The sequence below is a fragment of the Cyanobacteriota bacterium genome (assembly GCA_027618255.1).
In the GTDB taxonomy this organism is placed as follows: domain Bacteria; phylum Cyanobacteriota; class Vampirovibrionia; order LMEP-6097; family LMEP-6097; genus JABHOV01.
This window is the reverse complement of the sequence record JAQCFG010000001.1, coordinates 39,668-65,796: the sequence shown is the minus strand read 5'-3', so window position 1 is coordinate 65,796 and position 26,129 is coordinate 39,668. Positions and strand designations below refer to the sequence as shown.

Annotated in this window: 29 protein-coding genes, 1 tRNA gene and 2 pseudogenes; 13 read left to right on the top strand and 19 right to left on the bottom strand. The window is 39.0% G+C overall.

Translation table 11 applies throughout. The annotated features are described in order from the left end of the window. Positions 1-128 precede the first annotated feature (128 nt). Both O3C63_00330 and O3C63_00325 read left to right on the top strand, forming a co-directional pair. Positions 129-428, top strand: coding sequence for a hypothetical protein (locus O3C63_00330; protein MDA0771368.1), 300 nt, complete (start codon positions 129-131; stop codon positions 426-428). Positions 429-439: 11 nt separating this feature from the next. Next, a complete protein-coding gene (locus O3C63_00325; GenBank protein ID MDA0771367.1) occupies positions 440-1,084 on the top strand; it encodes a hypothetical protein in 645 nt (214 codons plus the stop codon). Between the two features lie 47 nt (positions 1,085-1,131). On the opposite strand, the gene O3C63_00320 is transcribed toward O3C63_00325, so the two are convergent. The 9 genes and pseudogenes from O3C63_00320 to O3C63_00280 form a co-directional block, all read right to left on the bottom strand. Then, positions 1,132-2,235, bottom strand: a complete 1,104-nt coding sequence (locus O3C63_00320; GenBank protein MDA0771366.1) for a Fic family protein — start codon at positions 2,233-2,235, stop codon at positions 1,132-1,134. Positions 2,236-2,315: 80 nt separating this feature from the next. Next, complete coding sequence (locus tag O3C63_00315) at positions 2,316-3,362, bottom strand: TIGR00303 family protein (protein ID MDA0771365.1); 1,047 nt, start codon at positions 3,360-3,362, stop codon at positions 2,316-2,318. Continuing rightward, positions 3,362-3,625: a DUF2442 domain-containing protein gene (locus O3C63_00310; protein ID MDA0771364.1), complete on the bottom strand. Its 264-nt coding sequence runs from the start codon at positions 3,623-3,625 to the stop codon at positions 3,362-3,364. The genes O3C63_00315 and O3C63_00310 overlap by 1 nt, the downstream gene beginning before the upstream one ends. Beyond that, positions 3,585-3,824 (bottom strand): annotated as a pseudogene (locus tag O3C63_00305) (DUF4160 domain-containing protein). The gene O3C63_00310 and the pseudogene O3C63_00305 overlap by 41 nt, the downstream one beginning before the upstream one ends. Positions 3,825-3,836: 12 nt before the next feature. Further along, positions 3,837-5,078, bottom strand: a complete 1,242-nt coding sequence (locus O3C63_00300) for a GuaB3 family IMP dehydrogenase-related protein (protein ID MDA0771363.1) — start codon at positions 5,076-5,078, stop codon at positions 3,837-3,839. 365 nt (positions 5,079-5,443) lie between these two features. After that, on the bottom strand, positions 5,444-6,409 hold the full coding sequence (locus O3C63_00295; GenBank protein ID MDA0771362.1) for a uroporphyrinogen-III C-methyltransferase: 966 nt from the start codon (positions 6,407-6,409) through the stop codon (positions 5,444-5,446). A gap of 13 nt (positions 6,410-6,422) precedes the next feature. Beyond that, complete coding sequence (locus O3C63_00290) at positions 6,423-7,058, bottom strand: bifunctional precorrin-2 dehydrogenase/sirohydrochlorin ferrochelatase (protein ID MDA0771361.1); 636 nt, start codon at positions 7,056-7,058, stop codon at positions 6,423-6,425. A gap of 6 nt (positions 7,059-7,064) precedes the next feature. Continuing rightward, positions 7,065-7,847, bottom strand: coding sequence for a phosphoadenylyl-sulfate reductase (locus O3C63_00285; GenBank protein ID MDA0771360.1), 783 nt, complete (start codon positions 7,845-7,847; stop codon positions 7,065-7,067). Continuing rightward, entirely contained in the window at positions 7,844-9,472 is a 1,629-nt protein-coding gene (locus tag O3C63_00280; GenBank protein ID MDA0771359.1) for a nitrite/sulfite reductase, read from the bottom strand. The genes O3C63_00285 and O3C63_00280 overlap by 4 nt, the downstream gene beginning before the upstream one ends. Before the next feature lie 23 nt (positions 9,473-9,495). On the opposite strand from O3C63_00280, the gene O3C63_00275 reads away from it, so the two are divergent. Then, a complete protein-coding gene (locus O3C63_00275; protein MDA0771358.1) occupies positions 9,496-10,740 on the top strand; it encodes a hypothetical protein in 1,245 nt (414 codons plus the stop codon). On the opposite strand, the gene O3C63_00270 is transcribed toward O3C63_00275, so the two are convergent. Together O3C63_00270 and O3C63_00265 are read right to left on the bottom strand one after the other, a co-directional pair. Beyond that, entirely contained in the window at positions 10,733-11,449 is a 717-nt protein-coding gene (locus O3C63_00270) for a hypothetical protein (GenBank protein MDA0771357.1), read from the bottom strand. The two genes, O3C63_00275 and O3C63_00270, sit on opposite strands and share 8 nt — an antisense overlap. A 134-nt stretch (positions 11,450-11,583) precedes the next feature. After that, positions 11,584-12,228: a sigma-70 family RNA polymerase sigma factor gene (locus O3C63_00265; GenBank protein ID MDA0771356.1), complete on the bottom strand. Its 645-nt coding sequence runs from the start codon at positions 12,226-12,228 to the stop codon at positions 11,584-11,586. A 251-nt stretch (positions 12,229-12,479) separates the two neighbouring features. Here O3C63_00265 and tpiA point away from each other — a divergent pair, with 251 nt between their 5' ends. Both tpiA and O3C63_00255 read left to right on the top strand, forming a co-directional pair. Beyond that, a complete protein-coding gene (tpiA, locus tag O3C63_00260; protein MDA0771355.1) occupies positions 12,480-13,274 on the top strand; it encodes a triose-phosphate isomerase in 795 nt (264 codons plus the stop codon). A gap of 54 nt (positions 13,275-13,328) precedes the next feature. Next, a complete protein-coding gene (locus tag O3C63_00255; GenBank protein ID MDA0771354.1) occupies positions 13,329-13,712 on the top strand; it encodes a DUF760 domain-containing protein in 384 nt (127 codons plus the stop codon). Here O3C63_00255 and O3C63_00250 read toward each other — a convergent pair. The 6 genes from O3C63_00250 to O3C63_00225 all read right to left on the bottom strand — a co-directional run bounded on the left by O3C63_00250 (position 13,705) and on the right by O3C63_00225 (position 16,400). After that, complete coding sequence (locus O3C63_00250; GenBank protein MDA0771353.1) at positions 13,705-14,004, bottom strand: sulfurtransferase TusA family protein; 300 nt, start codon at positions 14,002-14,004, stop codon at positions 13,705-13,707. The genes O3C63_00255 and O3C63_00250 overlap by 8 nt on opposite strands. Then, positions 13,943-14,182: a GIY-YIG nuclease family protein gene (locus tag O3C63_00245; GenBank protein ID MDA0771352.1), complete on the bottom strand. Its 240-nt coding sequence runs from the start codon at positions 14,180-14,182 to the stop codon at positions 13,943-13,945. The genes O3C63_00250 and O3C63_00245 overlap by 62 nt, the downstream gene beginning before the upstream one ends. A 160-nt stretch (positions 14,183-14,342) precedes the next feature. Continuing rightward, positions 14,343-14,419: transfer RNA gene (locus tag O3C63_00240), tRNA-Met, on the bottom strand. A 130-nt stretch (positions 14,420-14,549) separates the two neighbouring features. Further along, entirely contained in the window at positions 14,550-15,200 is a 651-nt protein-coding gene (gene rsmG / locus O3C63_00235; GenBank protein ID MDA0771351.1) for a 16S rRNA (guanine(527)-N(7))-methyltransferase RsmG, read from the bottom strand. A gap of 91 nt (positions 15,201-15,291) precedes the next feature. Beyond that, positions 15,292-16,065, bottom strand: coding sequence for an ABC transporter permease (locus O3C63_00230; GenBank protein ID MDA0771350.1), 774 nt, complete (start codon positions 16,063-16,065; stop codon positions 15,292-15,294). A gap of 137 nt (positions 16,066-16,202) precedes the next feature. After that, the gene (locus O3C63_00225; GenBank protein MDA0771349.1) at positions 16,203-16,400 is read right to left on the bottom strand and encodes a DUF378 domain-containing protein; all 198 of its coding nucleotides are present in this window, start codon (positions 16,398-16,400) and stop codon (positions 16,203-16,205) included. Positions 16,401-16,610: 210 nt separating this feature from the next. On the opposite strand from O3C63_00225, the gene O3C63_00220 reads away from it, so the two are divergent. The 7 genes and pseudogenes from O3C63_00220 (at position 16,611) to O3C63_00190 (ending at position 23,864) form a co-directional block, all read left to right on the top strand. Continuing rightward, a complete protein-coding gene (locus O3C63_00220) occupies positions 16,611-17,879 on the top strand; it encodes a homoserine dehydrogenase (GenBank protein ID MDA0771348.1) in 1,269 nt (422 codons plus the stop codon). A 177-nt stretch (positions 17,880-18,056) separates the two neighbouring features. Then, positions 18,057-19,865 (top strand): aspartate--tRNA ligase, encoded by a 1,809-nt coding sequence (gene aspS, locus O3C63_00215; protein MDA0771347.1) that lies wholly within the window; start codon positions 18,057-18,059, stop codon positions 19,863-19,865. Positions 19,866-19,921: 56 nt separating this feature from the next. After that, positions 19,922-21,022: a hypothetical protein gene (locus O3C63_00210; GenBank protein MDA0771346.1), complete on the top strand. Its 1,101-nt coding sequence runs from the start codon at positions 19,922-19,924 to the stop codon at positions 21,020-21,022. A 21-nt stretch (positions 21,023-21,043) separates the two neighbouring features. Further along, complete coding sequence (locus O3C63_00205) at positions 21,044-22,027, top strand: pyridoxal-phosphate dependent enzyme (GenBank protein ID MDA0771345.1); 984 nt, start codon at positions 21,044-21,046, stop codon at positions 22,025-22,027. A 120-nt stretch (positions 22,028-22,147) separates the two neighbouring features. Next, positions 22,148-22,489, top strand: a pseudogene (gene rplS / locus O3C63_00200) (50S ribosomal protein L19). 126 nt (positions 22,490-22,615) lie between these two features. Then, complete coding sequence (locus tag O3C63_00195; GenBank protein ID MDA0771344.1) at positions 22,616-23,266, top strand: peptidylprolyl isomerase; 651 nt, start codon at positions 22,616-22,618, stop codon at positions 23,264-23,266. A gap of 1 nt (position 23,267) precedes the next feature. Further along, positions 23,268-23,864, top strand: coding sequence for a riboflavin synthase (locus O3C63_00190; protein ID MDA0771343.1), 597 nt, complete (start codon positions 23,268-23,270; stop codon positions 23,862-23,864). Here the strand turns inward: O3C63_00190 and O3C63_00185 are convergent. Then, positions 23,800-24,774 (bottom strand): LysR family transcriptional regulator, encoded by a 975-nt coding sequence (locus tag O3C63_00185; protein MDA0771342.1) that lies wholly within the window; start codon positions 24,772-24,774, stop codon positions 23,800-23,802. The two genes, O3C63_00190 and O3C63_00185, sit on opposite strands and share 65 nt — an antisense overlap. 206 nt (positions 24,775-24,980) lie before the next feature. Between O3C63_00185 and O3C63_00180 the strand changes: the two genes are divergently transcribed. Beyond that, entirely contained in the window at positions 24,981-25,664 is a 684-nt protein-coding gene (locus tag O3C63_00180; GenBank protein ID MDA0771341.1) for a peroxiredoxin-like family protein, read from the top strand. A 2-nt stretch (positions 25,665-25,666) separates the two neighbouring features. Here O3C63_00180 and ndhC read toward each other — a convergent pair whose 3' ends face one another. Beyond that, positions 25,667-26,053, bottom strand: coding sequence for an NADH-quinone oxidoreductase subunit A (gene ndhC / locus O3C63_00175; GenBank protein MDA0771340.1), 387 nt, complete (start codon positions 26,051-26,053; stop codon positions 25,667-25,669). Between the last annotated feature and the right edge of the window lie 76 nt (positions 26,054-26,129).

Genomic DNA, 26,129 nt, shown 5'->3' with positions numbered 1-26,129 from the left:
TGTTATAAATTAATTTGCTTCGGGGATGAGCTGCGCGATGAACGGACACGTAGCCGGTGCCCGCAGGGTAAAAATTTGCGTAGATACCTCGCCAGCTTTGCTGCGAGGAGTAGCAAATTTTAGGCGGAGTGTCATTTAAAGAAAATGATGTCATACTGGATTATATTAAAGACATGGTTGTAGATGGAAATTCAGTGATCGGTGATAATTATTTAGAAAACACTCTTTTTGAAAAGGATTATGAAAAGGATGGTAGAGAATGGAAGGATTTTGCAACAAGACCTACTTCTAAGCTTTTGATTGTAACTGATACTGTTACAGGAAGGTTTGAGTTCCCAACATTTAAAACCGAGGTTAAGGATAGTCATAGGATAGGAACAATATTTCCATTGTCAGTTGGTTCTGACGAGAGAGTAGTAAATAAATAATAAGAGTGATGATGGAGTCCGACAAGAACATTGGTATAAATTTCTCTAAGAAAGAAACCGAGATATATTGTTCGGGTAACCTTACTTGTACAATAAACTGGGTTTCACCAGAGGGCTTAGAGTTTTTATTTGATGATCTATTCCACTACATCGTGTTTGTCGCAACTTTTTTATGTTTCCTACATCGTTTTATAACTAAGGCTGGACAATCTGAGCAAGAGGAGAGAGACTATCTCGATCTTTTCAACGGTGAAGAGGCAGGATTTGTCTATATATTCAATAACTTAGCAGTCGATGAGTCAATTTATTTTTGGAGTCACTACAAGGACAGACCAACCTACTCTAATGGTGATAGATTGTTTGCTGATCCTTGCCGCAAAGCAGAAGAAGAAGATTATCAATTTATGCTTGATTACTTTGAAGCAATGGAGGAAGAGTATAAAACTAGACAATTAAAGGGGAAGGACTTTATTACAAATACAAGTTTTGTAAAATATCATGTAAAAGATATTGTTGTAATGTGGTTGGGGTTTTGTGATGAATATGCTTCTGAATTGGAGGAAGATCTTACTTGGGTGGGATTACCCAGTGTTGAGACTATCTCTAGGAATATTAGGGAATTAAAATCTCATGCCCAAGAACAAGGCTGGATATGAGGGAGGACGGTCAGCTCTCAACAATTCCACATTGAGAACCCTATCAATCAAAGATTCAAGTCATAACTTGTGCTTCTACCTTCTCCTGGTCGTTTAATGAAAACAGCAGATTCTAATAAATCAGCGAGGTCTCTTGTTGCTGTGGCTTTAGAGCATTTTGTGATTTTAATATATTTGGCAGCAGTCATGCCGCCTTGAAAACCTTCAACACCTTCTTCTAGCATGCGTTGAACAGTTTTGGTTTGTCTTTGGTTGAGTCTTTGACTGTGACGCTTGAAGAATTGTGATTTTTTGATAACAAATTGGATTATTTTCTCGGTTCTATAACTTGCTTTGATGAGCATTGCTAAAAAATATTCTAACCATTCGGTGATCTCATTAGATTTTTGAGCTTCTTCGAGCTTGGAATAATAGAGTTTTTTCTTGGATTCTATCTCTAATGACATGCAAATAATCAATGGATAGCCCATTGTTTGTGATAATGCTTTTTCTGCAAGCACTCTACCAATGCGCCCGTTACCATCTTCATAGGGATGAATTGATTCAAAATACAAATGAGTAATAGCTGCACGTATTGGTGCGGCTTTGATTTCTTGGTCTTGTTTGCTTGCTGTTTGATTGAACCACTTAACAAAATCGCGCATCTCTTTCTTTAAACTAGCTGAGGGAGGCGCTTGGAAATGGATTTTGGGTTTGCCAATATCTCCAGAGACAACTTGCATTGGTTCTTTATGTTTTCGAAAGTCACCAACTACAATATCTTTATGATCTTGAAATAAACTTGCGTGCCAATTGTTGAGTTGTTTGATTGTAAGAGTTTTATCAAAGCTTCTGTACGCATCAACAATTACTCTCGTGATTGAGTCTGCTTTAGAATTTTTTTGACTAAGAGTGGGTTTTAATCCCATCTGTTGTCTAATTGAAGAGAAGACTGCTTCTTGATTAAGAAGTTCTCCCTCAATCTCTGAACTTTTTAGAGCTTCAGATAGCATGATTTTGATAACGGCATCTAGTTTATTCTTGTCTTCAAGTTCTTTGATTCCACCGGTAAGTAAAGAGATTCTTTCAACTGAATCAATCAACAAGTCATGAATTTGGGCTAAGTCATAACTAAAATCAGGCCAGTCTTTTAGTTGCCAGTTGTATGCCATGAGCCGATTATACCACGTAATCGGCTCATAAATAACCCTTGGATGAGCCGATTATTTGTGCTGATCGGCTCAGGTAATGGCTAAAATCTAAGCTGAAAGCCCTTTGTCGGTGAAGTCGGATGATATTCGCACTGAGCTGCAGAAATCAACCTTGTGAGCAAAGCACCCATGCCCACACCTTCTTTGACATGACCCTCATCGTATCTAGCAAATATATCTTTAAGTTCTAAACCAGAGAGTTCTTTGACTTTGTCTTCTAGTTCTAGGCTTTGGCAGGCTTTGAGTTCTAGGTTTTTGATTTCAATCTCTGGACAAACAAGTTGATGTAGCTCAAAGAACTTTGCTGATTGGTCTTTGATTACCCAAGGGCTTGGTGAAATACTAAACTGAGCTTCTTTGCCTAGTCTTTTGATGAGCGCAGCGATTGCTAGCATCTGCGTCCCACCTGCAAGTGTGACTTCTTGCTTAGAGCCTTGCACTAGTCCTGCAATTAATGCTTGGCTTGGATCACCCATGGCAGCAAGTGCTGATAGTCCGTCATCCGTCTTCACTCCGGTCTTCGCTTCGTTACGACGCGACAAGCCTTGCTCTATAATCTCCCGCTTCAAAGCATGATTACCATTTGGAAAACTACTAGAAACCATATCCAGGCAGTCATAACCAAGTGCAGTCAGTAAACCAAGTGCAGTAGTTGTTCCTCCGACTACACACTCGGCAATAATCAATTCATCAAAATCTGCAAATTCTTCAGCTAGTTCATTGCCTGTAAGAATTAATTCAAGTACCTCATGGCGAGTCATGGCTTTGCCTGTTGAGATGTCTGCTGCAGGCTGATAGCGAACTTGGATATATGGGCATTGAGGTTTGACGTGAGCTCCCGCGTCAATAATGATACTTGGTATATGCATCAAGTTGAGACAGGCTTTGCTAATAAGTGCAGGACTTACGATGCCATCAGGTGAAACTGGCAGCTCTGGAAGGGTTTTGACTTTGCCATGATAAATAAACTCCGCGTCAAGTGCAGCAGTGTATTTGAGCATGTCTTGAGTGGCGCCAGCAGCTGAGATACCTGGGTGCTTGATGGTATCGGTGCCGGAGATTACTAGGATGAATAATGGTTTAGACATCAGCGTTGATACTTAAGTGGATACTTTTCAATATTGGTGAGTGATTCAAGTTCTATATCAATATCTAATTTATCCCAACGCAAATGATGTCCATGCAGTAATTCTACTTTGGGAATATCGCCTAATTTAGCTTCTTGGAACCAAGGGTAATCCTCAAATGGTAGGAAATATTCCATTTCATTAACATGGAGCCATATTCCATTCATCGTGATTCCGACAACTTCAACTTTTGAAGTGTTTGTTCCATGCTTTGCAGATTTCATCTTTTTTCTCCTCTACTATCTTTTGAAGTTCATTGAGTTAAACTTCTGATAACTTATATGCTTTTGCTAATTCAATTGTTGGTTCAAGCCAAAATTTTGCCTCACCTTCAGTAGAACTTATATGTATATGCCTCCTTGTTTCTTCTCTTGAAAAGAAAAAGAATCTGTAGTTCTTGTATTTAAATACAGTTGGGCTCACAGCCTCATTGTATCATCTAGACGACCCCATGCCAATCTCCTGCGCCGTCTGAAATACTTTCCCCTCAGTCAAAATAGAAGGAGCAATAATAACTTCAGCATCTTGCATCTCTTTAAGATTTTGGGCACCAAGAGTTGCCATTGAAGTTTTGAGTGCACCCAAAAGATTTTGACTTCCGTCATCTCTTTTAGCTGGACCATGAATTAACTCATTAATCGTACAGTGAGTACCAACCTTGATTCTAGTTCCTCTTGGAAGTACTGGGCTTGGCGTTGCCATGCCCCAATGAAATCCAGGAGCAGGAGCTTCGACTGTTCTTGCAAATGGTGAACCAATCATTACAGAGTCAGCACCGCAAGCTATTGCTTTACAAATATCACCACCGATGCCCATACCACCGTCTGCAATGATTGGCACATAGTTGCCGGTTTCTTTATAATGATCATCTCTTGCTTGACGGCAGTCAGCGATTGCTGTTGCCATTGGTACGCCAATGCCAAGTACGCCTCTAGATGTGCAAGCAGCACCTGGTCCAATACCGATTAATAGTCCAGCAATTCCTGTGTCCATTAATTTAAGAGCGATTTTGTAATCAACACAATTGCCAACTACTACTGGGATAGATGATCTTTTGCAAAATTCTTCTAGCTTGAGTTGGGTTGGTTTTGTATCAAGTAGGTCTTTAGATTGATTATTAGGAGCCGATCTATGTTCAAGACCAACTACCGTTGATTGGATAACGATGATATCGACACCAGCCTCTTCAAGTATAGGTAAGTATTCGTTTGCTAGATACGGTGCAAGTGAGATTGCAACGGGTTTTGCTTTATCTTTAAAACTCGCTTTGATTTGCTTAACTACTTTTTTGACTAGTTCAGGTTTAATTGGTTCTTTGTAGATTTTTTGCATCAATTCAACAAATTCTGTTTTTGTTGCAAGAGCCATCTCTCTTAGTACTTTGGAATAGTCTTCGTATCTAGTATAAATTCCCTGGAGGTTGAGTACTGCAAGTGCACCCTCGTTAACAATGATTCCTGCATTCTCTGGGCTCACTACTGAATCCATGGCACTGGCGATAATTGGCACATCAAATTTGAATTGACCTAGTTGCCAGCTAGTGTCACAAAGCTCGACATCTAGAGTATTGCCAGTTGGTACTAAGGCGATCTCATCAAAACCATAAGCCCTGCGAGTTTGTTTCCCCAAGCCTATTTGCATAGTTTCTTTCTCCGGATTAGTTATAGTTGCTCCCATAGACTAATTCTATCAAGATCAGCTGGTAGAATCATCATGTTAATAATTTTTATACAAATAACTCACTGTTTATTCCGAATGTAGTGAAAACCCGGTTGCTTGCAGCCGAGTAAAATGAAGAACCCCTAGGCAAGCCTAGGGGTATCTACATTTAATCGAGTGCTTAGCTAATCTCCAGTCCACCATATAAACACCAGAGCACTCGATATGATTTTTTTTGTTTTTTTAATCGTCATTCTAGGTTTAATTCCCCTCAGCAAGAAACCTACGGTTTCCTGCGACTTCCCTTTTGCGCAGCAAGCTGCGGGGAATTGAACCCAGAGACGATTAAATTCATGGCAAAACTTTATAGCTTTTTAACTAAATTAATGAGCCGTCCAAACAGTTTCCAGCTTGTCCTCTGGCTTTATCTTGCTGAGTTCATTGGCTATCTTGATTTTGAGATCGGGGTTAATATATTTGCCAAATATCAAGATGGCTGGTGATTTGATGCCATGGTTAATCATATCCTGAGCCAAAGATTGGAGATTACTGGTAACTACTATTTCGTTTTCGAGTGTACCGTTGTGTATTGCAAGTGCTGGCATATCTGTGTCCAGGTTCTTTTTGAGTCCTCTAAGAATTTGCACGACATTACTAAGACCCATATAAACGATGAGGGTCGAACCAGAGTCAAGAATTCTTGCCCAGGTTTCTAGTTTCAGTTCATCTATTTCATGCCCGGTCACAAGAGTGACAGAATCACTTTGCCCCCTGCGAGTGAGTGAAATCGCACGTGACACTGGCACGGCAAGACCACTTGTTAAGCCGGGAATGACTTGATAGTCATAGCCATTGTCTTTTGCAATTTCAAGCTCTTCTACTCCTCTTGCAAAAATAAATGGATCACCACCTTTGAGTCTGAGTACATGCTGACCGGCTTTGAGCCTATCAAGAATCAGGTTGTTGATATCTTCTTGTTTGACTGATTTGTGTCCCTTGCGCTTGCCGACAAAAATCAACTCCGGGTATCTACTTTTGCTTGGTTGCTTTGCTTCACGTCTATTACTCGGACTCAAAAGATCAAGCTCTTGGTTTTGTTCATTGAGCCATTCATAAATTACTGAGCTGTCAAAATCATCTGGTGCAAGATCAATACTGTCGATCCATTTAGTTTTGTTATAAGGATCGAAATTCTCAAAAGCCAAATTGAAGACTTGTGGATTTACCAGTGAGTCATAAAGAATCACATCGGCTTTTTGGATGGTTTTGAGGGCTTTAATTGAAATCAACTCAGGATCACCAGGACCAGCACCAACCAAGCTAAGCATGGCTTGAGTCTTTCTTTTCATTGTATCTAGATTGTTAGTATTGATAAACATTGACTCTCTCCTTGTTTTGAAATTTTGACCATTCTCTATCGGTGTACCAGCAAACCAGTTTCATGCGACGTCTTGAGTCTGAGTCCTTGCTGAATTTCTTTTTGACCTTAGTGCGAAATTCTGAGACCTTAGTAACAAGATCTTGAAAACCATTGTCTAGGTTTCTTTCAAGCTCGAGTCTGAGTTTTTGGGCAATAGCAGGAGCTTTGCCATTGGTGCTAATTGCGATTTTGACATCGCCTGAATCAACGATGCTCGGTACGTAAAAATCACAGTAATCCATTTGATCAACTGAGTTGACTAGTATCAATTGATCGCGACAACGATTAGCAATTGTATTATTGAGTTCGTTGATGTCTGTCGCTGCAATTACTAGATCGAAATCCTTTTCGTCTCCAAGTTCATATTCTCGCTCTATGAATTTAATATGTCTAATATCGGGAAACACTCCTTTGCAGGCATAAAGCTCATTAATAATAGTTGGAGCTAGTACTGTGATCGCTGCATCTGTATTGAGTAAGCCCACTAGTTTTTGTAAGGCAATCAAGCCACCACCAACAATGAGGACTTTTTTGTTTTCAAGTTTGAGAAATATTGGATATAGTTTGTTTTGTGACATTTTGGTTTAGATTGTAAACTCTCCTCCTTGTTCCATCTCTTCTTCTTGAATATGTAAACCGCACTCGATTTTGTCTTGTCCTGCCCAGCGTCCTTTGCGCCCCTCTCCGGGACTAGTACAAGGTTCGCAGCCAATACTGTCATAACCCTGATCCAAAAGTAAGTTATAAGGTATTTGATTTTCGTGAATATATTTCCAGACATCAGACTTGGTCCACTTGATTAGAGGATTGATTTTACCTAGTTTGAATTTTTTGTCGTATTCAAAAGCTAAAGCGCTGGCACGATGAGAACTTTGCTCACGACGAATAGAAGTAATCCATGCAAGTTTGTTTTGTAAAAGATTGGAGAGTGGTACTAGCTTGCGCATGTAGCAGCATTGATCAGGATCGGTTTTGAATAAATCCTTGCCATATTCTTCGTCTTGTTCACTGACGCTATGTTTGGGCTCAAGCATAATAACCTTGAGTCCATATTTGGTTTCAAGTTTGTCTTTGAGTTCAAGAGTTTCTTTAAATTGATAACCAGTATCCAAGTTGACGATAGCTAATCTACCGTGGCTGGCTTCTTGTTTGAGCTCGTCGAGGTCTTCTACCAACATTGTTTTGTCCAATTGTCCTTGATTGATAAGGTCTGCAATCATCTTAAATATGATGCAACCCTCGGAACCAAAAGCAGTTAAGAAAATGATATCTCCTTGCTTAAGTAATTCACTTAATGCAAATTCCAAAGCTTTTGAGCTTTTTTCTTCAAAGTCCAAACCTAGTTCTTGCCAGTCTGGGATTGTCATTGAGCAAGTGCCTCGGATTGAATGGCCACGGTGCCAATACGGTCGACAAAATCTCTGAAAAATTCGTTTTCTTTTTTGTGCTTTGTATAGTATTGTAGCAGCTTTGACAAGGTGACATCTATGTCTGCATGTAAAAATCTTCCGTCCAGTGCTTTACCAAATTGTGCATTATTACCAAGTCTGCCACCCAGAAATATTCTAAATGCGTCAAGCATCTCGCCTGAGTCGGTTTTGATTTTGGCGCCAACTAAACCGATATCGGCTATAGAGTATTGGGCGCAGTTGTTTGGGCAGCCAGTTACCGAAATCATGAGCTCTTGAGACTTATCCTCAGCTTTGCCATTTATCGCGAAGCCGGGAAATTCTTTATCTAAATAATCAAAAAGTTTTTTGGCCTTGGTCTTGGTTTCAACTATCGCCAGGTTGCAAAATTCAGTGCCGGTACAAGCTACACCCAATTGCGTAAAGGCAGAGTGTTCGGTTTTTAGTCCTAGTTCTTGCGCTTCTTTAATTAAGTCATTGAGTTTGGATTCAAGTACATTAACAATGATTAGGTTTTGTTTATTGGTTGTTCTAGCTTCACCATCTTTGCAATATTTTTCAATCAAGCTGGCGATATTTGCAAAGTCAGGAGAGTAAGATCTGCCACTAACAAAAGCTAAGCCCACAGCATAGTGGCCATTCTTGAGTTTGTTGATGCCAAGATGATCTTGGTGAGAGACTTTGGGGCTAGGGAAGTATTCAGGTGCGCCCGTTTCCATTGTTCTAATTAGTTCAACTCTTTCAAGAGAGTAACCAAGCTCTGCTTCTATTGCTTCAAGAAATTTATCAACTCCCCAGTCTTCGATAAGAAATTTAATTCTGGCTTTGTGGCGTTTGTCTCTAAAGCCATTGTCTCTATAAACCTTGGTTGCAGCGATTGTGACTTCTTTGGCTTTGTCACGTGGTACAAAAACTGGAAAATTGCGTGAGATCATCGGTTTAGTACTGAGTCCACCACCCATTTTGAGTCCGTAGCCAAGTTCGCCTGTCTTTGGATGTTTGACTCCAACGAGGGCAATACAGTTGATATCTGGTTGCGAGCACCAAGAAGTGCAGCCAGTTACTGTCATTTTGTACTTGCGTGGTAGGTTGGCAAAGTCTTTGTTGCGAGTGAAGTATGAATCTATTGCAACAAGATCATTACTAGCGTCAAAAATTTCATCTTCAATAAGTCCAGCAAGCGGGCAACCTGTTACATTGCGCAAAATGTCACCGCAGCCACCAGCAGTATCCATACCGACTGCTTTGAGCTCTTGAAGAATAGTTGGCATGTCTTCAATTCTGAGCCAATGAAGTTGTACGGCTTGTCTTGTTGTAATATCAGCAACTCCTCTAGCGTATCTTTCGGTTAGATCGTTTATTGTGCGAAGTTGATTTGCCGTAAGCTTGCCGCCCGGTACTTTGATACGCATCATAAAGTAACCCTCTGCATTTGGTTTTTGTGCGTAAATTCCATACCACTTAAAAAGTGGAACTAAGTCAGGATTGACTGCCTGGTATCCAATCTTGGACGCTTCTTCGATATGTGACCAAACCTCTAATCCGCCGACCTCTGTTTTTAACTCTTCAATTGACTTAGACATAGCACTATTATAGTATAAAGAGCATGCGCAATGTTTTGATATGGGCAGAATCCCAAGCCCTGAGGCTCAAGCAATCTAGTGCTCTTGTTTTAATAAGTTCAGCTTTGGTTTTAAGCGTGATGATGCCAGTTCAAGCAGCAACTGCTTTTAAAGCTCAACCAGTTGATGAGTCTTTCTTTAAAACACCACATGCTAATAATCCCAAGCTAACAATGTCGGTCAACTTCTCTTTCTTTGAAACTGAGCTTTCTAAGATACTTTTGGTTTTGGCAAGGCAGGCTGATTTCAATGTGGTTTTGCCAGAGAAGTATGATCGTAAACTAACAATTACCATTCATGAACAGCGAGTGATTGATGCAATCGAAGATGTTATTGAGCTTGCCGGACTAAGTTATCAATTCAAGGCTAATAGTTTAATCGTCTCATCTAAGCAAGGTCTAGGACAGTTTTTTGAATCAGTTCCCGTTACTTATTATTCAGCTGGAAAAATCGTCCAAGCATTGAATGAGATTCTTTTTGAGCATTTACTGATTACTCAGGATCCTAGTCGTAATAAACCGAATGCCGTTCTTGATCCCAGCAAAAATTCGATTATTCTTTTTGGTGATCAAGACCAGGTAGACGCTGCCAAGTTGTTTATTAAGCAGTTTGATCGCCCGCCAACAGTAAAGATCTACCAACCGGTATTTGTAAATGAGTTTGATATCAATCATTTGATCCATGCTTATTTTAGTGCCAACAAAGCTATTGAGATCAGTGACTATGAAGGCAAGGGTTTTGTACTTAAGGGGCAGGCAGGAGAAATTAAATCACTAGAGGACTTGTTAGCGCAGTTTGATAAGCCATTAGAGCCGGTCAATTTTATTATGGAGATTTTTGTTGTCAAGAAAGCTCTTTTGGATTTCTTTAAAGCCAAGAACCAACAGTTCTTAACTACTCAAGCCTATGTCTTAAACAAAGAAAAACAAGTCTCGGAAGAATATACCTCCTTGTTTAATTACATGGAAAGAATTCATCAAGTTGAGTTTGCACTTAATAGAAACGAGTCGCAGAACATTTTGGGGATTAAATTAAGCGGAGAGCGTAATTTGATTGACCCTAAGAATTATTCACTTGAGTTTTTTAATGAAGAATTGGCTTTGCTTTCTGAGAATGACCATGTGATTAGATTATTCGGCGCGCAAACGCTGAGAGCCTATCCTGAGATCAAGGCTTTGTTGAAGGAAGATCAGTCTGATATGATTTTTGTTGCTTTGAAGGCTATTTAGCTTGCTTACCAATCTCTCTAATTAATTGAAGACTCTGTTCTTCATTAAGAATAAAACGTTTTTCAAGAAAAGTGTTTAGTTTTTGACGCTTGAGCATAACCTCGTGGTCAAGTATCTCTCTTTGGTATTTATCTATTTGCAAGAAGTCAGGAGAACTTGCGTTCATCTCAGTAACTAGTTTTGTTCTTCTGCTTTCAATGAGAGTCTCTTCACTGCTTTTAAACGCTAACCATTCGTTATCGATTGCTTCAAGTTGAGTTTTTTGAGTCTCGTTTAGATTGAGACTTTGCCAATCAAGATTCTCGCCTTCAAGGCTAATGTAATTATAGTTTTGAGTATTGTTGATTCTTGCAATACTTGCTAAGGTAATGAGCAGTAAAATCACCACGATTGCGATAATAGGTTTCAATTTCAACTTCTTAGATTTTTTCACTTGACTGGTATTTTTCTTTTGATCGAGTCTTCTAAGTAGTTGGGCTAATTTTTGTTCGCGAAGATTAATATTGGTTTCAATTTGATCACTAATCTTGGAAATTCTGTTTACTGGATTTTGATCTTCTAGTTTTTGTTCAATGGAGTCAAAGAATAAATCAAACTCTTCTATTTCTAAATCCTCAGGTTCATAAAAATTAGTTAATAATTCAATGATCTCATCGGGCTTTCTGTCCTTGGAGTCTTTGTTTTTGGTTTTATCTTCTTTGTCAATCATGTAAAAACAATAGCCAGGTATCAATACCTGGCTTAATTATACTCTATTAGCTGGTCCTAGTGGCTTTAGCTACCTGGTTACAAGCTCTTTGGTAGAGTTCTGTTGAATCCATAAATGGCTTAGAAAGAACTCTGTTAGAACGCGTTTGACTGAAATCCGCCGTCTGCATGAAAATAGCCAGCCTCTTGTAAAAATGGTTCAAGTAATACCTGTAATCTTTCTCTTGCACGCCAAATCCTCGATTTTACAGTGCCTAGAGCGCATCCGAGTAATTCGGCGATCTCCTCGTATTGCAGACCCTGTAGTTCTCTCAAGACGATTGCCGTTCTGAACTGTTCCGGTAATTGAGCCATTGCTTTTTTGATAGCGTTCTTAGTTTCGTTGCTACTGATGATTTCATCAGGTTTTTGCTTGAGATCTCTAACTTCTCTAATGAATTCGTTCTCACCACTATCATCTTCATAAGTTTGATCCATGCTTACCGTTTTGACGCGACGTGGTCTTTTGCGAAGCTCATCGTAAAATAAATTCAATACAATTTGGTTTAGCCATGATTTGAAGATCTTAGGGTTGCGAAGATTGTGTACTCCTCTATAAACTCTAATGAAAACCTCTTGGGATAAGTCATTGAGGTCTCTCCACTCTGGCGCCAGTTGATATAAAAGAGCAAAAACATTTTTTTGGTATCTCTTGACGAGTTCCTTAAAAGCTTCTTTCTTTCCTATCTGACAAAGTTCTACTATCTCTAAATCTGTGCTTTCTGAAAAATCTAATCTCATATTTTTGTTCCTGATATTAAAAATCTTAATACCATAGGCCCGGGCCGTCAATAGATTCTCGGAACATTTTTAAATCTTTTGAAGTTATCTGTATATACTTTGGAATTTATTTCAATTGAAAATTTCTTATAAGAAATAAATATGTTTTTGTCAATTCTTTTGTAAGCAATACTTTAGACATGTTTCGAAACGAAGTTTCGATGTACAGGTCGATCAGATCTAGTTAGTTTGTTGCTAATATTGTCTGCACTATGAGAAAAAAAATAATCGCAGGTAATTGGAAACTAAACATGACTCAAGACCAGACCAAGTCTTTTTTGAGTGAAGTGAGTAGCAAATTAAATCAAAATGATTTGACGCAAGTACAAGCATTAGTTTGTCCGCCCTTTACGAGTTTGGCTGCAGCTGCAAACGCGATTAAAGAATCAGGTTTGACGATTGCACTTGGTGCACAAAATTGTAGTCAGCACAAGTCTGGCGCTTATACTGGTGAGATCAACACTGAGATGCTAAAAGAAATTGGAGTCACTCATGTATTAGTTGGTCACTCTGAACGTAGAGAACATTTCTCAGAAGATAACGCAACTATCAACGCCAAAGTTAAAACTGGAATCGAAGCTGGTCTTCAAGTAATTCTTTGTTGCGGTGAGTCTGAAGCAACAAGAGAGTCTGGTGAAACAGATGCTTGGGTTGCTGGTCAAATTGAAGCTGGCATCAAGGGTCTTGAGCTAAATGATTTTGCATCAAGAATTACAATTGCTTATGAACCGATTTGGGCAATTGGTACTGGCAAGGTTTGCGATTCTGCTGAAGCCAATCGTGTCATCAAGGTTATTCGCGGCAAGCTTGCTCAACTACTTAATCAAACAACAGCAGATGCTACTAGCATCCTTTATGGTGGTTCAGTTAAGTCTAGTAATATTGATGAGATTATGGGACAGTCTGATATTGACGGTGCTCTAGTTGGCGGCGCTTCTATTCAAGTTGCAGAGTTTCCTGCGCTTGTTGCATCCGCTGCCAAAGAAGCAAATAAGACGGTGGCTTAGGCTTTAACAGATCAGAGCATTCTTTGGTAATGCCGTGCTATCATATAACAAACTATGGATTTTGGCGACAGAAGAATAAATAAACAAAAATTTGAAGTGGAAATGGGTCCTATACTTAAATTTTTTCTTGAAAGAGACACAGAGGAGCTTACCAAGCTTGCTGATGATTTAAGTGAAGAAGCTGGAGAATTTTTTGGTGGAAGCCTAGCTGCTTTACTTGGTACTATGCCTGAAGAGCTTGGTGAAACAATGATTACCACGCACAAATCGGCTCTTCGACAAATACTCTATAGCGCTATGGTCACAGGTTATATCACTAAGACAGTTGAAGACAAAGTCAAACTAGAAAGACTTTGGAATGATCAAGAGCCAAAGAAAGAAGAGCCTAAATCGAATGTGCTTTTTGACAGTATTGTTGCTAGACCTGAGTTTAACTAGCTGTTTTAATAATTTCAAGCAACCAAGAACCATCTTCTTGTTGAGTCTTGGATTTAATGATATGACCTTCTTCTTGAATGCTGGTCGTTACACTCGTGATTGCTTCGCCATCATCAAGCGAGACGCTTAATTGATTACCAGCTTGCATTTCATCGAGTTTGAGCTTTGTCCTAACGAAATTGATTGGGCAAGGGGTATTTTTTAAATTTAGAGTTTCTTTAGGCATGATATTAAAAATGTTTCTTTGAAAAACTTCTTCCTGAGCTTGATTTGAGATATGTTTCAAAGTCATTCGCTTTTTCTGGTGATGAGAATGCAAAATAGTTTTTTAGTTGCCACGGTGTATATTTTTGTGTATAGCCAGAATTCTTTGAATTATGGTCAAGTAATCTCTTTTTCAGGTCGTAAGTTGACCCTACATAAAATTTACCATTAAAGTCTCTACTTTCTAAAATATATACATATTTCATTGATATTTTGAATATATATGTAACGGCTTTGCCCGTTTTCACTTCATCGCTACGCGATTTTGCTTCAACGTGGCATTCGTCTCGCTAACGCTACGACTATTTATAACATTTATATCTAGAGTTTTGAGCCAGATTGCGTCGTAGCGCAAGCGAAGACGAATGGTTGCGGAGGCAAGATTTGAACTTACGACCTTTGGGTTATGAGCCCAACGAGCTACCAGACTGCTCCACTCCGCAGGATGATTATAGCAAAGTTGGCTATTTAGAGTGCTGCATTTATATTTTGTTCATAATGGTGAAGCTTTTATCGAGAATCTCAACGTTATCTGTGGAATTTTGTCCCAGCTCCCTTTGATAGATGATTGAGCTAAAGAGTTTTGTTTTTAATTTCTTTATTGCTCCGAGGATAAAGTGCTGTCGTCTTGGCAGTTTTTTTGAAAACCAATAATTGTTTATCACCTTGATCAATTTGTTGAATCAATTTGAGACTAAGTTCGTGCATTGCAGCTTGTGCCATGGCAATCTCTTCTTCGATACCTTGTTTTTTGAAGGCAATAATAAATCCATTGGGTTTAACAAAGGCGCAAGTATATTCAAGCAGTATTCTGAGTTCTGCTACCGCTCTTGATATTGCCATATCATATTGTTCGCGATGATTTTGGTCGTGTGCCAGTTCTTCTGCTCTTGCTGTAATTGCAGTGAGATTTGTAAGTTCTAGTTCTTCTTTTGCAAGCTCCACAAATCTAATCTTTTTGCCAGTGCCATCAATTGCTGTGATAGTTATTTGCGGGAGCACAATTGCAAGCGGCAAAGCTGGGAAGCCACCACCAGTACCAACGTCTATGACATTAGCTTCGGTGTTTTCAAGAAATGGCACAATGCTCAAAGAATCTTCAAAATGTTTTTGATAGACTTCGGCTTTGTCTTTAATTGCAGAAATATTGGTGTGTGAGTTGTAGTCAGTATAAAGCTCGTAGAGCTTGGTGAATTGGTCTGAGTGTTGAGGGTAGTTTTGCATCGTAAGTACCTATGATTCTAACATCTTCCACTTGAAGAGGCAGCGAAGCGCAAACAGAGAGCTTGCTCTCGGAGGATTGACCGGCAAAACTTTACAAATACACAGATGTAATCAAAAAATCAACAGCCACAATAGCAACAAAACTCAGAATCACAGTCAATGTAGTTGCCTTACCAACTTCTTTGGCACCACCTTTGACATTGAGCCCGAGCGTGGTTGCAATTATGATTATCAGTGCAGCAAAGACAGCTGATTTGATCAGGCAAAGTGTGACGTCGGAGATTTTGATATAGGACCAGATGCTGCCCATAAAACCTTTGAAGCTGAGGTCTTCTGTCAGCCAGACTGTTATGTATGAACTTGCTACTGCAACGATACTTGCAAGCCAAATAATTATTGGTGAAAAAATTACCGCAGCCAAGAATTTAGGCACTATTAAATACTCGAGGTGATTGACTTTGAATACTTTGAGCGCATCGATTTGTTCGGTAATTTGCATATTGGCAAGTTCTGCTGCTAGCCCCGTGCCGTATTGAGTTGCAATCATTAAAGAGCCAACTACGGGAATTAATTCTCTAGTCATTGTTAAAGCTGAAAGAATACCGAGCTTGCTGCCGATTCCTTTTGAGACAAATTCTGGTCCAAGTTGAACTCCAATCACGACTCCAAGTGCTATTGAAATAACCATGACCGGAATAATAACGCCATAAACAAAAATATTCGCTTCTGTAAAGAAACTTGCAATATTGAATCTGCCCCAAGCAATTGCATAAGTAATTTGTGCAAAGTTGCTTGCTGCTCTGCCCACAAGAGCGAGTACTTCTTCAATATTTTTTTGTATGCTAACAAAGCCCACTAACTGCATTCTACATCAAAATTGGTAAGCAAAGCAAAAGCCTCAGACTAAGCTGAGGCTTTCATTGTTTATTAGAGTTCTTTCGAAACCCATAAATGGGTCCGCAATAACTCTACCAAATTTGAGTGATTGATTGTTCGTGTTTATTATTGAACAGGGAATAATTTACCCTGCATGATGTAGTGTATAGATGAAAGTCCAATTAGTCCGTAAACTAAATCAACTACCATTCCGAAACTACCAAATAGCATTTCTACTATGTTGATATCAAGGATTCCTACTAATCCCCAATTCAATGCTCCTACTACTAAGAGTAGTGATGAGATCAAGTTAATTAAATGCATATAGCACCTCCTTTAAGCTGTACAAAAACTTTCGACGCCTATGTCAAAAACTCTTATATGCCTTCTTGTTAGTTTTAATATACCCGATACAGGTTAAGTAAGCGTTATGCGGCTAGGTGAAAACCATTGAAAAACCTTGATTATTTTCAATTCTTTGCCAAAAATAGGTGTTCTAACTAGGCTTAAGTGACTATGGTTATAATATGATTCATGTCCTCCAAAATTAAAATTGGATTACTTGGCTGTGGAACTGTTGGTTCAGGCTTAGTGAAAATACTCAATAATCATAAGCAGGTTCAAATTGCCAAGATTTTTGTTCGTAATGAAAAACGTGCAAGCGAAATTGCCAAAGATTTGGGCTTGGATCTCGGTATTTTTACTTGGAATATAGATGATGTTTTAACCGACTCTAGTATCAGTATTGTTGTTGAATTAATGGGCGGAGTCGAGCAGACCAAGAAGCACTTAATTAAGGCACTTGGAAATGGTAAAAATATTGTTACTGCCAATAAGGACTTGCTGGCTCTTGAAGGGGATGATTTATTTATCGCAGCTGCAAAACATCAGCGCACCATTATGTATGAAGCAGCGGTAGCTGGCGGCATTCCAATTATTACAACTTTGAAACAAAGTCTTGCTGCAAACAAAATTATTTGCTTGCAAGGAATACTTAACGGAACCACAAATTACATTCTTGATGTCATGAAAAAAGAAGGCAAACCCTTTGCTGAAGTGCTCAAGGCTGCTCAAGAACTTGGTTTTGCAGAGGCTGACCCTACTAATGATATTGACGGGCATGATGCAGCTTACAAAGTTGCGATCTTAGCTTCAATTATTTCTGGTAAGCGGGTTGATGTAAACAAGGTCTATCGCGAAGGTATAAGCAAGATCACCAAGATGGATATTAATTCGGCACACAAGCGTGGTTATGAAATTAAATTGCTTGGAATGATTTTTAATAATGATGATAAATTAGACGCAAGAGTACATCCGGTTTTTGTGCCACGTGATAATCCACTTGCTAATGTATCGATGGAAAATAATGCAATTTTGGTTAAGGGAGATGCTTCAGGTACGATCACTTTAATTGGCAAGGGTGCTGGTTCCTTGCCGACAGCTAGTTCAGTGGCTGGCGACATTTTGATTTTGATTTCACAAGAGTCTTCAGAACCAAATCCCTTGCAAATCTCCAATTTTACGGAAGCAGCAGAATTGAAAAATATTGATGAAATCGAGAATTCTTTTTATATCAGAATATCGATGCATGACAAACTTGGGGTTTTGCGTGATCTTGGTGAGACTTTGTTTAAACATAATGCCAATGTTAAATTTATTGATCAATATGATGTGCATGGTTCAGAAGCACATGCGGATTTTATTATTGACCCTATCCAAGAGAAAGAATTAAGAGAGATTGTCAAAGATCTTGAAGCGATGGACTCTATTAAGGCTGTTGAGAGTGTGATACGGGTTCTTTAGCCACCCGTACCTGGTATGTCATAATTCTGCAGATAATTTCCTGTATGGACTACGAGTTCAGGGGATTAATGATGATTTTAATTATTGAAATTATCTGTAGAATTGTGAACTACTAGGTACGGGTGGGAAAAGGGCATAGTAGAATAGGAAGCTGTGAAAACAGTAACCAAAGTAAAAATGAAAGTGCAAGGCTCGACTAGTTTAAAAAGAACCCATAGTTCAGCTTCATTGACTGAAGCTAGTGCCGGACAGGAAGCAATTGTTGCAGGTTGGGTTGAAACAGCAAGAGATCTTGGTGGAATCATTTTTATCGATCTTAGAGATCACAAGGGCACAATTCAAGTTGTAACTGACCCTACTAAAAATCCAGAAGCACACAAGATTTTTGAGAAGGTAAAAACGGAGTATGTAATTTCTTGTAAGGGACCAGTTACTATTCGACCAGAAGGTTCTCAAAATACTTCTATTAAATCTGGTGCTGTTGAAATCTATCCAACTGAAGTTGAGATCCTCAACACTTGTAAGGTTCTACCTTTCCAGATTGATTTAGCAGAAGAAGTTAATGAAGATCTGAGACTTAGATACCGTTACCTAGAGCTGCGTAATGAAAAGAAACGCGAGAACATCATCAATAGACACAAGATTGTTCATGCGATGAGAAACTATCTTAACAGTGAATACTTTTTAGATATCGAAACACCGATACTTTCTAAGTCAACACCTGAAGGTGCAAGAGACTACTTAGTTCCAAGTAGAGTGCACCCAAACAATTTTTATGCTTTGCCGCAATCGCCGCAGCTCTATAAGCAATTGCTTATGATGAGTGGCTTTGACAAGTACTATCAAGTTGCTAGATGTTTTCGTGATGAAGATCTTCGTTCTGATAGACAACCTGAGTTTACTCAAATCGACTTGGAGATGAGCTTTGTTACTCAAGAAGAAGTCATGTCTGCGACAGAAGGACTGATCAAGGTTGCTTTTGAAGTGATGGGTGTTGAAGTTGAAGCACCGTTTGAACGTATCACTCACACTGATGCGATGAGCCGTTTTGGTTCTGATAAACCAGATCTCCGTTTTGATATGGAGCTAGTTGACCTTAGTGAAATTATGGCTGGTTCAGAGTTTCAAGCATTTGCTTCTGTTGCCAAAGACGGTGGCATAGTTAATGCGATCAACTACAAAGGCGGAGCGAAGCTCAGTCGTAAAGATATTGATGACTTGCGTGATCTTGCTATGAGCTCAGAGTATGGGGCTAAAGGCCTTGCTTGGGTTACTTACAAGCCTACTGATGAAGAGGGCGGCTATGAGATCGCTTCTCCAATCGCCAAATTTTTTAAAGAAGAAGAGCTTGAGCAAATTACAGAGCTTTGCAAAGCAGAGGCAGGAGATGTACTACTGTTTGTTGCTGATAAAGCCAAGCTAGTACAGCATGTACTGGGTAAGTTGCGTTTACAAATTGCTCGAAATGAAGACTTGCTTGATTCACGTGATATTAAATTAGTTTGGGTTGTAGATTTTCCGATGTTTGAATGGGATGACAAATCAAAACGTTTTAAAGCAAATCATCATCCATTCACCATGCCTGTTGAAGAAGATCTTGATAAATTAGAAACTGATCCAGCCAATGTTAGAACTAATGCTTACGACATTATTTTCAACGGTGTTGAGCTTGGTGGTGGTTCTATCAGAGTCCACAAGATGGATGTACAGAGACGTATCTTTAAAGCACTCGGTATTAGTGATGAGAATGCACAAGCAAGATTTGGTTTCTTGCTTGAAGCGCTTGAACTCGGTGCACCGCCTCACGGTGGAATCGCACTTGGACTGGATCGTTTTGTGATGCTCTTGACTGGCTCAGAGACTATTCGTGATGTCATTGCTTTTCCTAAGAATCAAAGTGCTTTTTGTCCACTGTCTTCTGCACCGTCAGAAACAGATCAAGAGCAGCTTGATGAGCTTCATCTTAAGTTAGTTGACCCAGACTAAAATATTTAATAAAAGACTTGCCAATTACTATTGATATTATGTTAAGATTGTGATCTGTGATTGAGTTAGTTCAAACAATAGTTGACCCGAATAAAATTGTCAGTTTAAGTCCAGGCGATAAAAATAGATTTGCTAGGCTTCACGATGATTTGGAATCAAGTGTTAAGGCTTTACATCATGGGAACGATGATTTAGGGCTGAGTAGTTATTCAAGTGAGCATGTTAGTGAAGTATTTCTAACAGGGAATTTCAGTAAGCAGCAAATTACTATTTTGACAGAAGAAGTTCTAAGCAGACCCGACATTGATACTATTCAAGAATTGATAAAGGCTAGTTTAGATGATCCTAGTTCTAATCAGCGATCAGCATATTTTCTTGCAAAATACTTTATGCATTTTGACATTCAACCAGAATGGGAGATAGCTCAAAAAGTTTTGCTTGGCATCAGCAATGATTATACAACCTTGAATCAATTTGTAAGTTTCCTTGATCATGATAAGAATGAGGTTCTAGCTGAATTGAAAAATCTTGCCTTGAATACCAATCTTGCTCATAGACAAAGAGCTTTGGCTACAAGCGCTTATATGATTTGTGCACATTATAATCGAGATTCGTTACAAAGTTTTTTAGATGAGGCCTTAAAGTCTAATTCAGCACCAGTTGTTTCACGATTATTGGGAATTATTATGCGTGATGTTGATTTTGACCTTATGACGAAGAGGTATAGTCAAGATGACTTGTTTAAAATACTTTATTGTATGTTAGCCTATCCTTCTATAACTCCAAAGAGCTTACTTGATGATAATTTTTTTGAACTTGTTTTGCACTTGGCAAAACAGCCTGGTTCAATAACTAGATTAGAGGCTGAATTTAAGGAGCCAAAACTTAGCTCTGAAGATGACTATAAACCTATGCCGCGTAAAAACTTAGCAGAAGCGCTACTAAATGCATTCGGTTTTCAAGCTCTGGTGTCATTAGCAATTTGTAAATTACAAGATACTGTACCAGAAGAATTGAAACAGAATTTCCGTAATTTTTTTACTGAAATGTTAGCTAAATTTATGGAAGCAAAAGATCTAGCTCTAGCGCAATTCAATTTACCTGTAAACAGAGATACCGTGGATAATTTTCTTGATGCAATTGGTGACGAGAGCTAATGCTTTGCTATAATGAACTCAATGTCAAACACTGATCAAATCATGGTTACTTTCGATGACGTTGTTGCAGCAGTCAACAGGCTCAAGGGTGTCGCTAACAAAACTCCAGTGATGACTTCTCGTAATCTCAGTGAGATTTGTGGGGTTCAGGTCTTTCTCAAGTGTGAAAATTTTCAGCGAGTTGGTGCTTTTAAATTCAGAGGTGCTTATAATTGCATCGCCAAAAGACTTAGTAATAATCCTGAACTCCAGCAGAAAGGTATCGTTGCAATTTCTTCAGGGAATCATTCGCAGGGAGTTGCGCTTGCTGCCAAGTTATTGGGAGTGCCAGTTACTATTTATTTACCAGAAGATGCGCCGCCAAGCAAGATCGAGGCGACTGCTGGTTACGGAGCAAAGTTAGAATTTTTTGATCGTGAAAAAGATGATAGAGATGATCTTGCAACAAGATTGATAGAGCAAGGTGTGACTTTGATTCATGGTTATGATGATCCCGATATTATAGCGGGGCAAGGAACAGCAGCTCTTGAATTGATGCACGAGATTCCTGATTTGGATTTAATTATGACTCCGCTTGGTGGTGGCGGTTTGTTGTCTGGCACTATGATTGCAGCACGCGCTTATAATCCCAAGATCAAGGTTTATGGAGTTGAACCAGAAGTCGCTAATGACTGGGATTTGTCGATTAAAGCCGGCAAGCGTATGTCCATTCCGGCCCCCAAAACTATTGCAGATGGGGTTTCATTATGCACGCCAGGTAAGCTGCCTTTTGAGATACTCAAGGACCAAATGGATGGGGTGATTTTGATCAGTGAAGCTGAGATCATCGAGGCGCTTAGTTATGTGATAGAACGGATGAAAATCGTGATAGAACCTAGTTCTGCCTTAGTTGTCGCCGCTTTAATGAAGGGAAAAGTGCCATTGGATGGTATTTCTAGGGCTGGTTTGATTATTTCAGGTGGAAATATCGATCCAAAGCTCTTGTCTAGCCTATTCCGAATCTAGTGAAAACTCGGTTGCTTGCAGCCCAGTAAGTTAAATTCATGGCAAAACTTTATATTCTTAGGGTTTTTTAAGTATTAACAAGACGCAGCAAGCTCCAGATTTGCTATGATTACCAGCTGTATGAGCCAAGAAACCCTAAGAAAAATAGAAGCCAGCCAACTGAAAACAGATTTTACTGATTTTCAAGTTGGTGACAATGTTTGTGTCAAGGTATTGATTCGTGAGGGTACTAAAGAACGTACTCAGAATTTTGAAGGAATGGTTATCGCTATCAAGGGTGGTGGTATCAATAAGTCATTTACTGTCAGAAGAACTTTTCAAGGAATTGCAATTGAACGTACTTTCATGGTGCACTCACCAAAAGTAGTTGAACTGAAAGTACTCCGTAAAGGTAAAGCGAGAAGAGCTAAGTTGTATTACATGCGTAACCGTGTTGGTACTAAGTCAACTAGATTGCGTGAAGATTCATCGCGTATCGCCAAAGATTTTAAACAAAAACTTATTGACCAAGAGAACAAAGAATCTAAGCCCAAAGCTAAAAAAGAAACTGCAACTCCCACAGCGTAGTTTTGGCGTTATAATTTGATTATGAAATTGAAAACATGGATTTTAGCGCTTGTACTTATGCTTGGTTTTGCAGGTTACAGCATAGCTCAAGAAATAAAGAAGGAAAAGAAAGATATGACATCAGAATTAATAGAACAAGTTGCCAAAGAGCAAACAAAAGCAAACCCAGTTGTTTCATTAGAAACAGACAAGGGCGAAATCCAAATCGAGTTGTTTATGGATGATGCACCGATTACTGCTGGCAATTTCAAAGATCTTGTAGAGCGTAAGTTCTATAATGGTTTGACTTTTCATAGATTAATTTCTGGTTTCATGATTCAGGGTGGTTGCCCGCTTGGCAACGGTACTGGTAACTTCGTTGATCCAGAAACTAAGAAGACAAGATATATTAAGCATGAATGGACAGGTAAGCACCCACACAATAAAGCGGGTATAGTAGCGATGGCAAGAACTTCAGATCCTAATTCAGCAAGCTCACAGTTCTTTATTGATCTTGGACCGCAACCATTTTTAAATCCAGGCGGTTCTGATCCTTATGGATATGCTGTATTTGGACAAGTAGTTAGTGGAATGGATGTAGTGCACCTTATAATGAAAGAAAACGTGCCACCTTCACCAGGTTCTGACGGGACTGCTAATCCAGTTCATATTAAGACTGCCAAAGTTATTTAATATGTTCACCGGATTAATAGAAGAACAAGGCATTATAAGCAAACTTGAAAGAGCAGGAAGCAACTTGAATATAGAAGTTGCAGCTAGACTCGTGCTTGAAGACATGAAGCTTGGGGACAGTATTGCGATTGATGGGGTATGTCAGACTGTTACTAAGATTGAGTCTCAGTGCTTTGAGGTAACTGCTATTGATGAGACCCTCAAGCTAACCAATTTCAATAATTATAAACCAGGCACTCAAGTCAATCTTGAAAGATGTTTGAGAGCGAGTGATCGATTAGGCGGTCATATAGTTCAAGGGCACGTGGATGCTGTTGCGCGTTTGATTAGTGTGGAGTCTGTTGATGGTAGTTATGAGTTAATAATCGAAATCCCTGCAGAGTCAACCAAGTATGTAATCCACAAAGGATCGATTTGTTTTAATGGTATCAGCCTTACTGTTGCTGCAATTAATGGCAATCAAGTCAAGGTTTGTATCATTCCGAAAACATGGGAGATGACCAACTTGTCTAAGTTGGAACTGGGTTCTAGTCTTAACCTGGAAATTGATTTGATTGCAAAATATGTTGAGAATTTAGTCCTGCCCATGCGTGCTTAGCTCTTTTGAAATCTATTGCTAGTGGCTTTGGATTTGTATTATTGCAGTATTTTAAAAACAAAGTCCAAAGAAACTGACTTGCTTTACCATGATAAGGAGATTCTTTGCGAACTAAATCAAGTTGTTTGTACATGATGTTTTTGGCTGGTACTTTAACTAATAGTTCTTCATTTAATTCTCTTGCGATTAGTTGCCTAGGCATATAACCCCAACCTAGACCATTAATAAGCAGTTCTTTTTTAATCAAAAAATCAGTAATATTCCAAACATTGGCATTCTCTACTACTGATGCTGGCAGCTTTTTAGCTAGAGTGGATCTACCACCAACAACTAAGTAAGTGAGATTATGTAATTCTTCTTCAGCAAGTTCTGGATTTGCAGCTTCATGATCAGCGCTTGTCACCGGCAAGAATTCAATTGTGTTCCATTTATATCTTTCAGTTGTGTTGATATGTGTTTTGCATGAAGTGACAACTAAGTCAGCTTCACCTGCCATCAGCATCTCGGTCGGCTCTCCAAATGTTTTGAATATCAGTTCTATACTTGTTTGCGGGTAGGCAGAGTTGAATTCTTTAAAGATCTCCATCAAGACAGGAGTTGGTGTTACGGCTGAAACTACCAAATTGATTTTGGTTTCAACTCCACCAACAAGAGATTGACCAAAGGCACTTATCTCTTGATTGATTTTGTAAATAGCAAGTGATTTATTATAAACAACTTTGCCGGCTTCAGTGAGACTAGCTTTCTGTCCGTCACGATCAAAAATTCTGACTCTTAGGTCAGTTTCTATTTTTTTAATTGAATAACTGATAGATGATTGTGCTTTGTGCAATTTGAGCCCGGCTGCTCTAAAGCTACCCATCTCAACGACAGTAATCAAAGTCTCTATCTCATCATAGCTTAACGACAAATTTGGCTCCCTGTATGTACTCTATCCCTGTATAAAGTAGTCCTTCCCAAGCACGTGGTCATTTTGCTTAGCTATACAAAGCATCGATATCAACAAACTTGATCACTGCTATCGATTTTCTATACCCATTTTCGATCAAAGATTAGGTCAATATCTATTTTTATAGTCAACAGGGAGTTAATAGCGGGGGCTAAAAGGAGAAAAGAGTGAAGGGGAAAATGGCAGAAAATGACAATCGCGTAGTATACGAAAGAATAGAGTTTCTCAAAGATGAGTTGATAAACGACTTGCATCCCAAGACACTCAAAAGTATTCAAGACAAAATTAATTTACTGAAGTCGTCATCGATTTCAAATGATTTCTTAAAAATAGGAGACCGAGCACCCGATTTTGTAATTGCAAATCCGGTCGGTAAAAAAATCAAACTTAGTCATTTGGTAAAAAACGGTAAATTGGTTTTGAGTTTTATTCGTGGAGGTTGGTGTCCATACTGCTATTTAGAACTTCGCGCTTATCAAAAAATACTGACTCAAATTCAAGCACTAGGTGCGGGCGTAATTGCAATTTCCTCAGAACGACCCGATTATTGCTTGAATACTATGGACCGAAATGCTTTGCGCTTTGAGGTTCTAAGTGATAGTGGAAATAAGGTAGCTCAAAAATATAATCTCGTTTACAAATCTGAATCCGATATTGATCTTTGGAGTGAACTTGGCTTAAGTACAACAGTTACAGACGGTGATTTGTCTTATGAGCTACCTGTTCCCGCCACTTATATTGTTGATGAAAACATGATTATAAGATACGCCTTTGCAAATCCTGATTATAGGTATCGGGCGAAACCAATAGATGTACTTAACATACTGACTGGTTTAAAGAGTTTGAATTGAACTTAGTGAGAGTCTTGGTGCCAGTTTAGCGCACCTTTCTTCCAGGCATAAATTAATCCAAACATCAAAATAGCAACAAAAACAAAGGCTTCAATAATTATAAATCCACGACTACCAGTTGGACTAGCATTAAACAAGCTTGCCCAAGGCATTAAGAAAACAAATTCAACATCAAAAATAATAAAGAGGATAGCAAATAAGTAGTATTTGATATCAAATTGAACGACAGCATCCATCGCTGGTTTCATACCACACTCATAGGATTCATTTTTGACACCACCCGGATCAGCAATCCCAAAAACTTTTTGAATGCCTGCACTAAGTCCTAGTAAAACCAGGCCATTGACTAGTGCTAGAGCTGCTATTAATCCAATTTGTCCGTTGACCATTATTGAATTGTATCGCAAAAATAAGATATAGGGAATGGGGAGCTTGGGGAGAAGAAAGAGGGAAAGAATAGCTTTA

Excerpts from the sequence above, each read along its gene's own strand:
- O3C63_00310 (MDA0771364.1), bottom strand. The coding sequence starts at position 3,625 with ATGAAATCTGCAAAGCATGGAACAAACACTTCAAAAGTTGAAGTTGTC.
- O3C63_00230 (MDA0771350.1), bottom strand. The coding sequence starts at position 16,065 with ATGCAGTTAGTGGGCTTTGTTAGCATACAAAAAAATATTGAAGAAGTA.
- O3C63_00325 (MDA0771367.1), top strand. The coding sequence starts at position 440 with ATGGAGTCCGACAAGAACATTGGTATAAATTTCTCTAAGAAAGAAACC.
- O3C63_00190 (MDA0771343.1), top strand. The coding sequence starts at position 23,268 with ATGTTCACCGGATTAATAGAAGAACAAGGCATTATAAGCAAACTTGAA.
- O3C63_00245 (MDA0771352.1), bottom strand. The coding sequence starts at position 14,182 with ATGAAATATGTATATATTTTAGAAAGTAGAGACTTTAATGGTAAATTT.
- O3C63_00265 (MDA0771356.1), bottom strand. The coding sequence starts at position 12,228 with ATGAGATTAGATTTTTCAGAAAGCACAGATTTAGAGATAGTAGAACTT.
- O3C63_00220 (MDA0771348.1), top strand. The coding sequence starts at position 16,611 with ATGTCCTCCAAAATTAAAATTGGATTACTTGGCTGTGGAACTGTTGGT.
- O3C63_00255 (MDA0771354.1), top strand. The coding sequence starts at position 13,329 with ATGGATTTTGGCGACAGAAGAATAAATAAACAAAAATTTGAAGTGGAA.
- O3C63_00295 (MDA0771362.1), bottom strand. The coding sequence starts at position 6,409 with ATGAAAAGAAAGACTCAAGCCATGCTTAGCTTGGTTGGTGCTGGTCCT.
- O3C63_00285 (MDA0771360.1), bottom strand. The coding sequence starts at position 7,847 with ATGACAATCCCAGACTGGCAAGAACTAGGTTTGGACTTTGAAGAAAAA.
- O3C63_00300 (MDA0771363.1), bottom strand. The coding sequence starts at position 5,078 with ATGGGAGCAACTATAACTAATCCGGAGAAAGAAACTATGCAAATAGGC.
- tpiA (MDA0771355.1), top strand. The coding sequence starts at position 12,480 with ATGAGAAAAAAAATAATCGCAGGTAATTGGAAACTAAACATGACTCAA.
- O3C63_00290 (MDA0771361.1), bottom strand. The coding sequence starts at position 7,058 with ATGTCACAAAACAAACTATATCCAATATTTCTCAAACTTGAAAACAAA.
- O3C63_00195 (MDA0771344.1), top strand. The coding sequence starts at position 22,616 with ATGAAATTGAAAACATGGATTTTAGCGCTTGTACTTATGCTTGGTTTT.
- O3C63_00225 (MDA0771349.1), bottom strand. The coding sequence starts at position 16,400 with ATGCATTTAATTAACTTGATCTCATCACTACTCTTAGTAGTAGGAGCA.
- O3C63_00315 (MDA0771365.1), bottom strand. The coding sequence starts at position 3,362 with ATGTCTAAACCATTATTCATCCTAGTAATCTCCGGCACCGATACCATC.
- O3C63_00270 (MDA0771357.1), bottom strand. The coding sequence starts at position 11,449 with ATGATTGACAAAGAAGATAAAACCAAAAACAAAGACTCCAAGGACAGA.
- O3C63_00250 (MDA0771353.1), bottom strand. The coding sequence starts at position 14,004 with ATGACTTTGAAACATATCTCAAATCAAGCTCAGGAAGAAGTTTTTCAA.
- O3C63_00205 (MDA0771345.1), top strand. The coding sequence starts at position 21,044 with ATGTCAAACACTGATCAAATCATGGTTACTTTCGATGACGTTGTTGCA.
- O3C63_00275 (MDA0771358.1), top strand. The coding sequence starts at position 9,496 with ATGCGCAATGTTTTGATATGGGCAGAATCCCAAGCCCTGAGGCTCAAG.
- O3C63_00280 (MDA0771359.1), bottom strand. The coding sequence starts at position 9,472 with ATGTCTAAGTCAATTGAAGAGTTAAAAACAGAGGTCGGCGGATTAGAG.
- O3C63_00320 (MDA0771366.1), bottom strand. The coding sequence starts at position 2,235 with ATGGCATACAACTGGCAACTAAAAGACTGGCCTGATTTTAGTTATGAC.
- rsmG (MDA0771351.1), bottom strand. The coding sequence starts at position 15,200 with ATGCAAAACTACCCTCAACACTCAGACCAATTCACCAAGCTCTACGAG.
- ndhC (MDA0771340.1), bottom strand. The coding sequence starts at position 26,053 with ATGGTCAACGGACAAATTGGATTAATAGCAGCTCTAGCACTAGTCAAT.
- aspS (MDA0771347.1), top strand. The coding sequence starts at position 18,057 with ATGAAAGTGCAAGGCTCGACTAGTTTAAAAAGAACCCATAGTTCAGCT.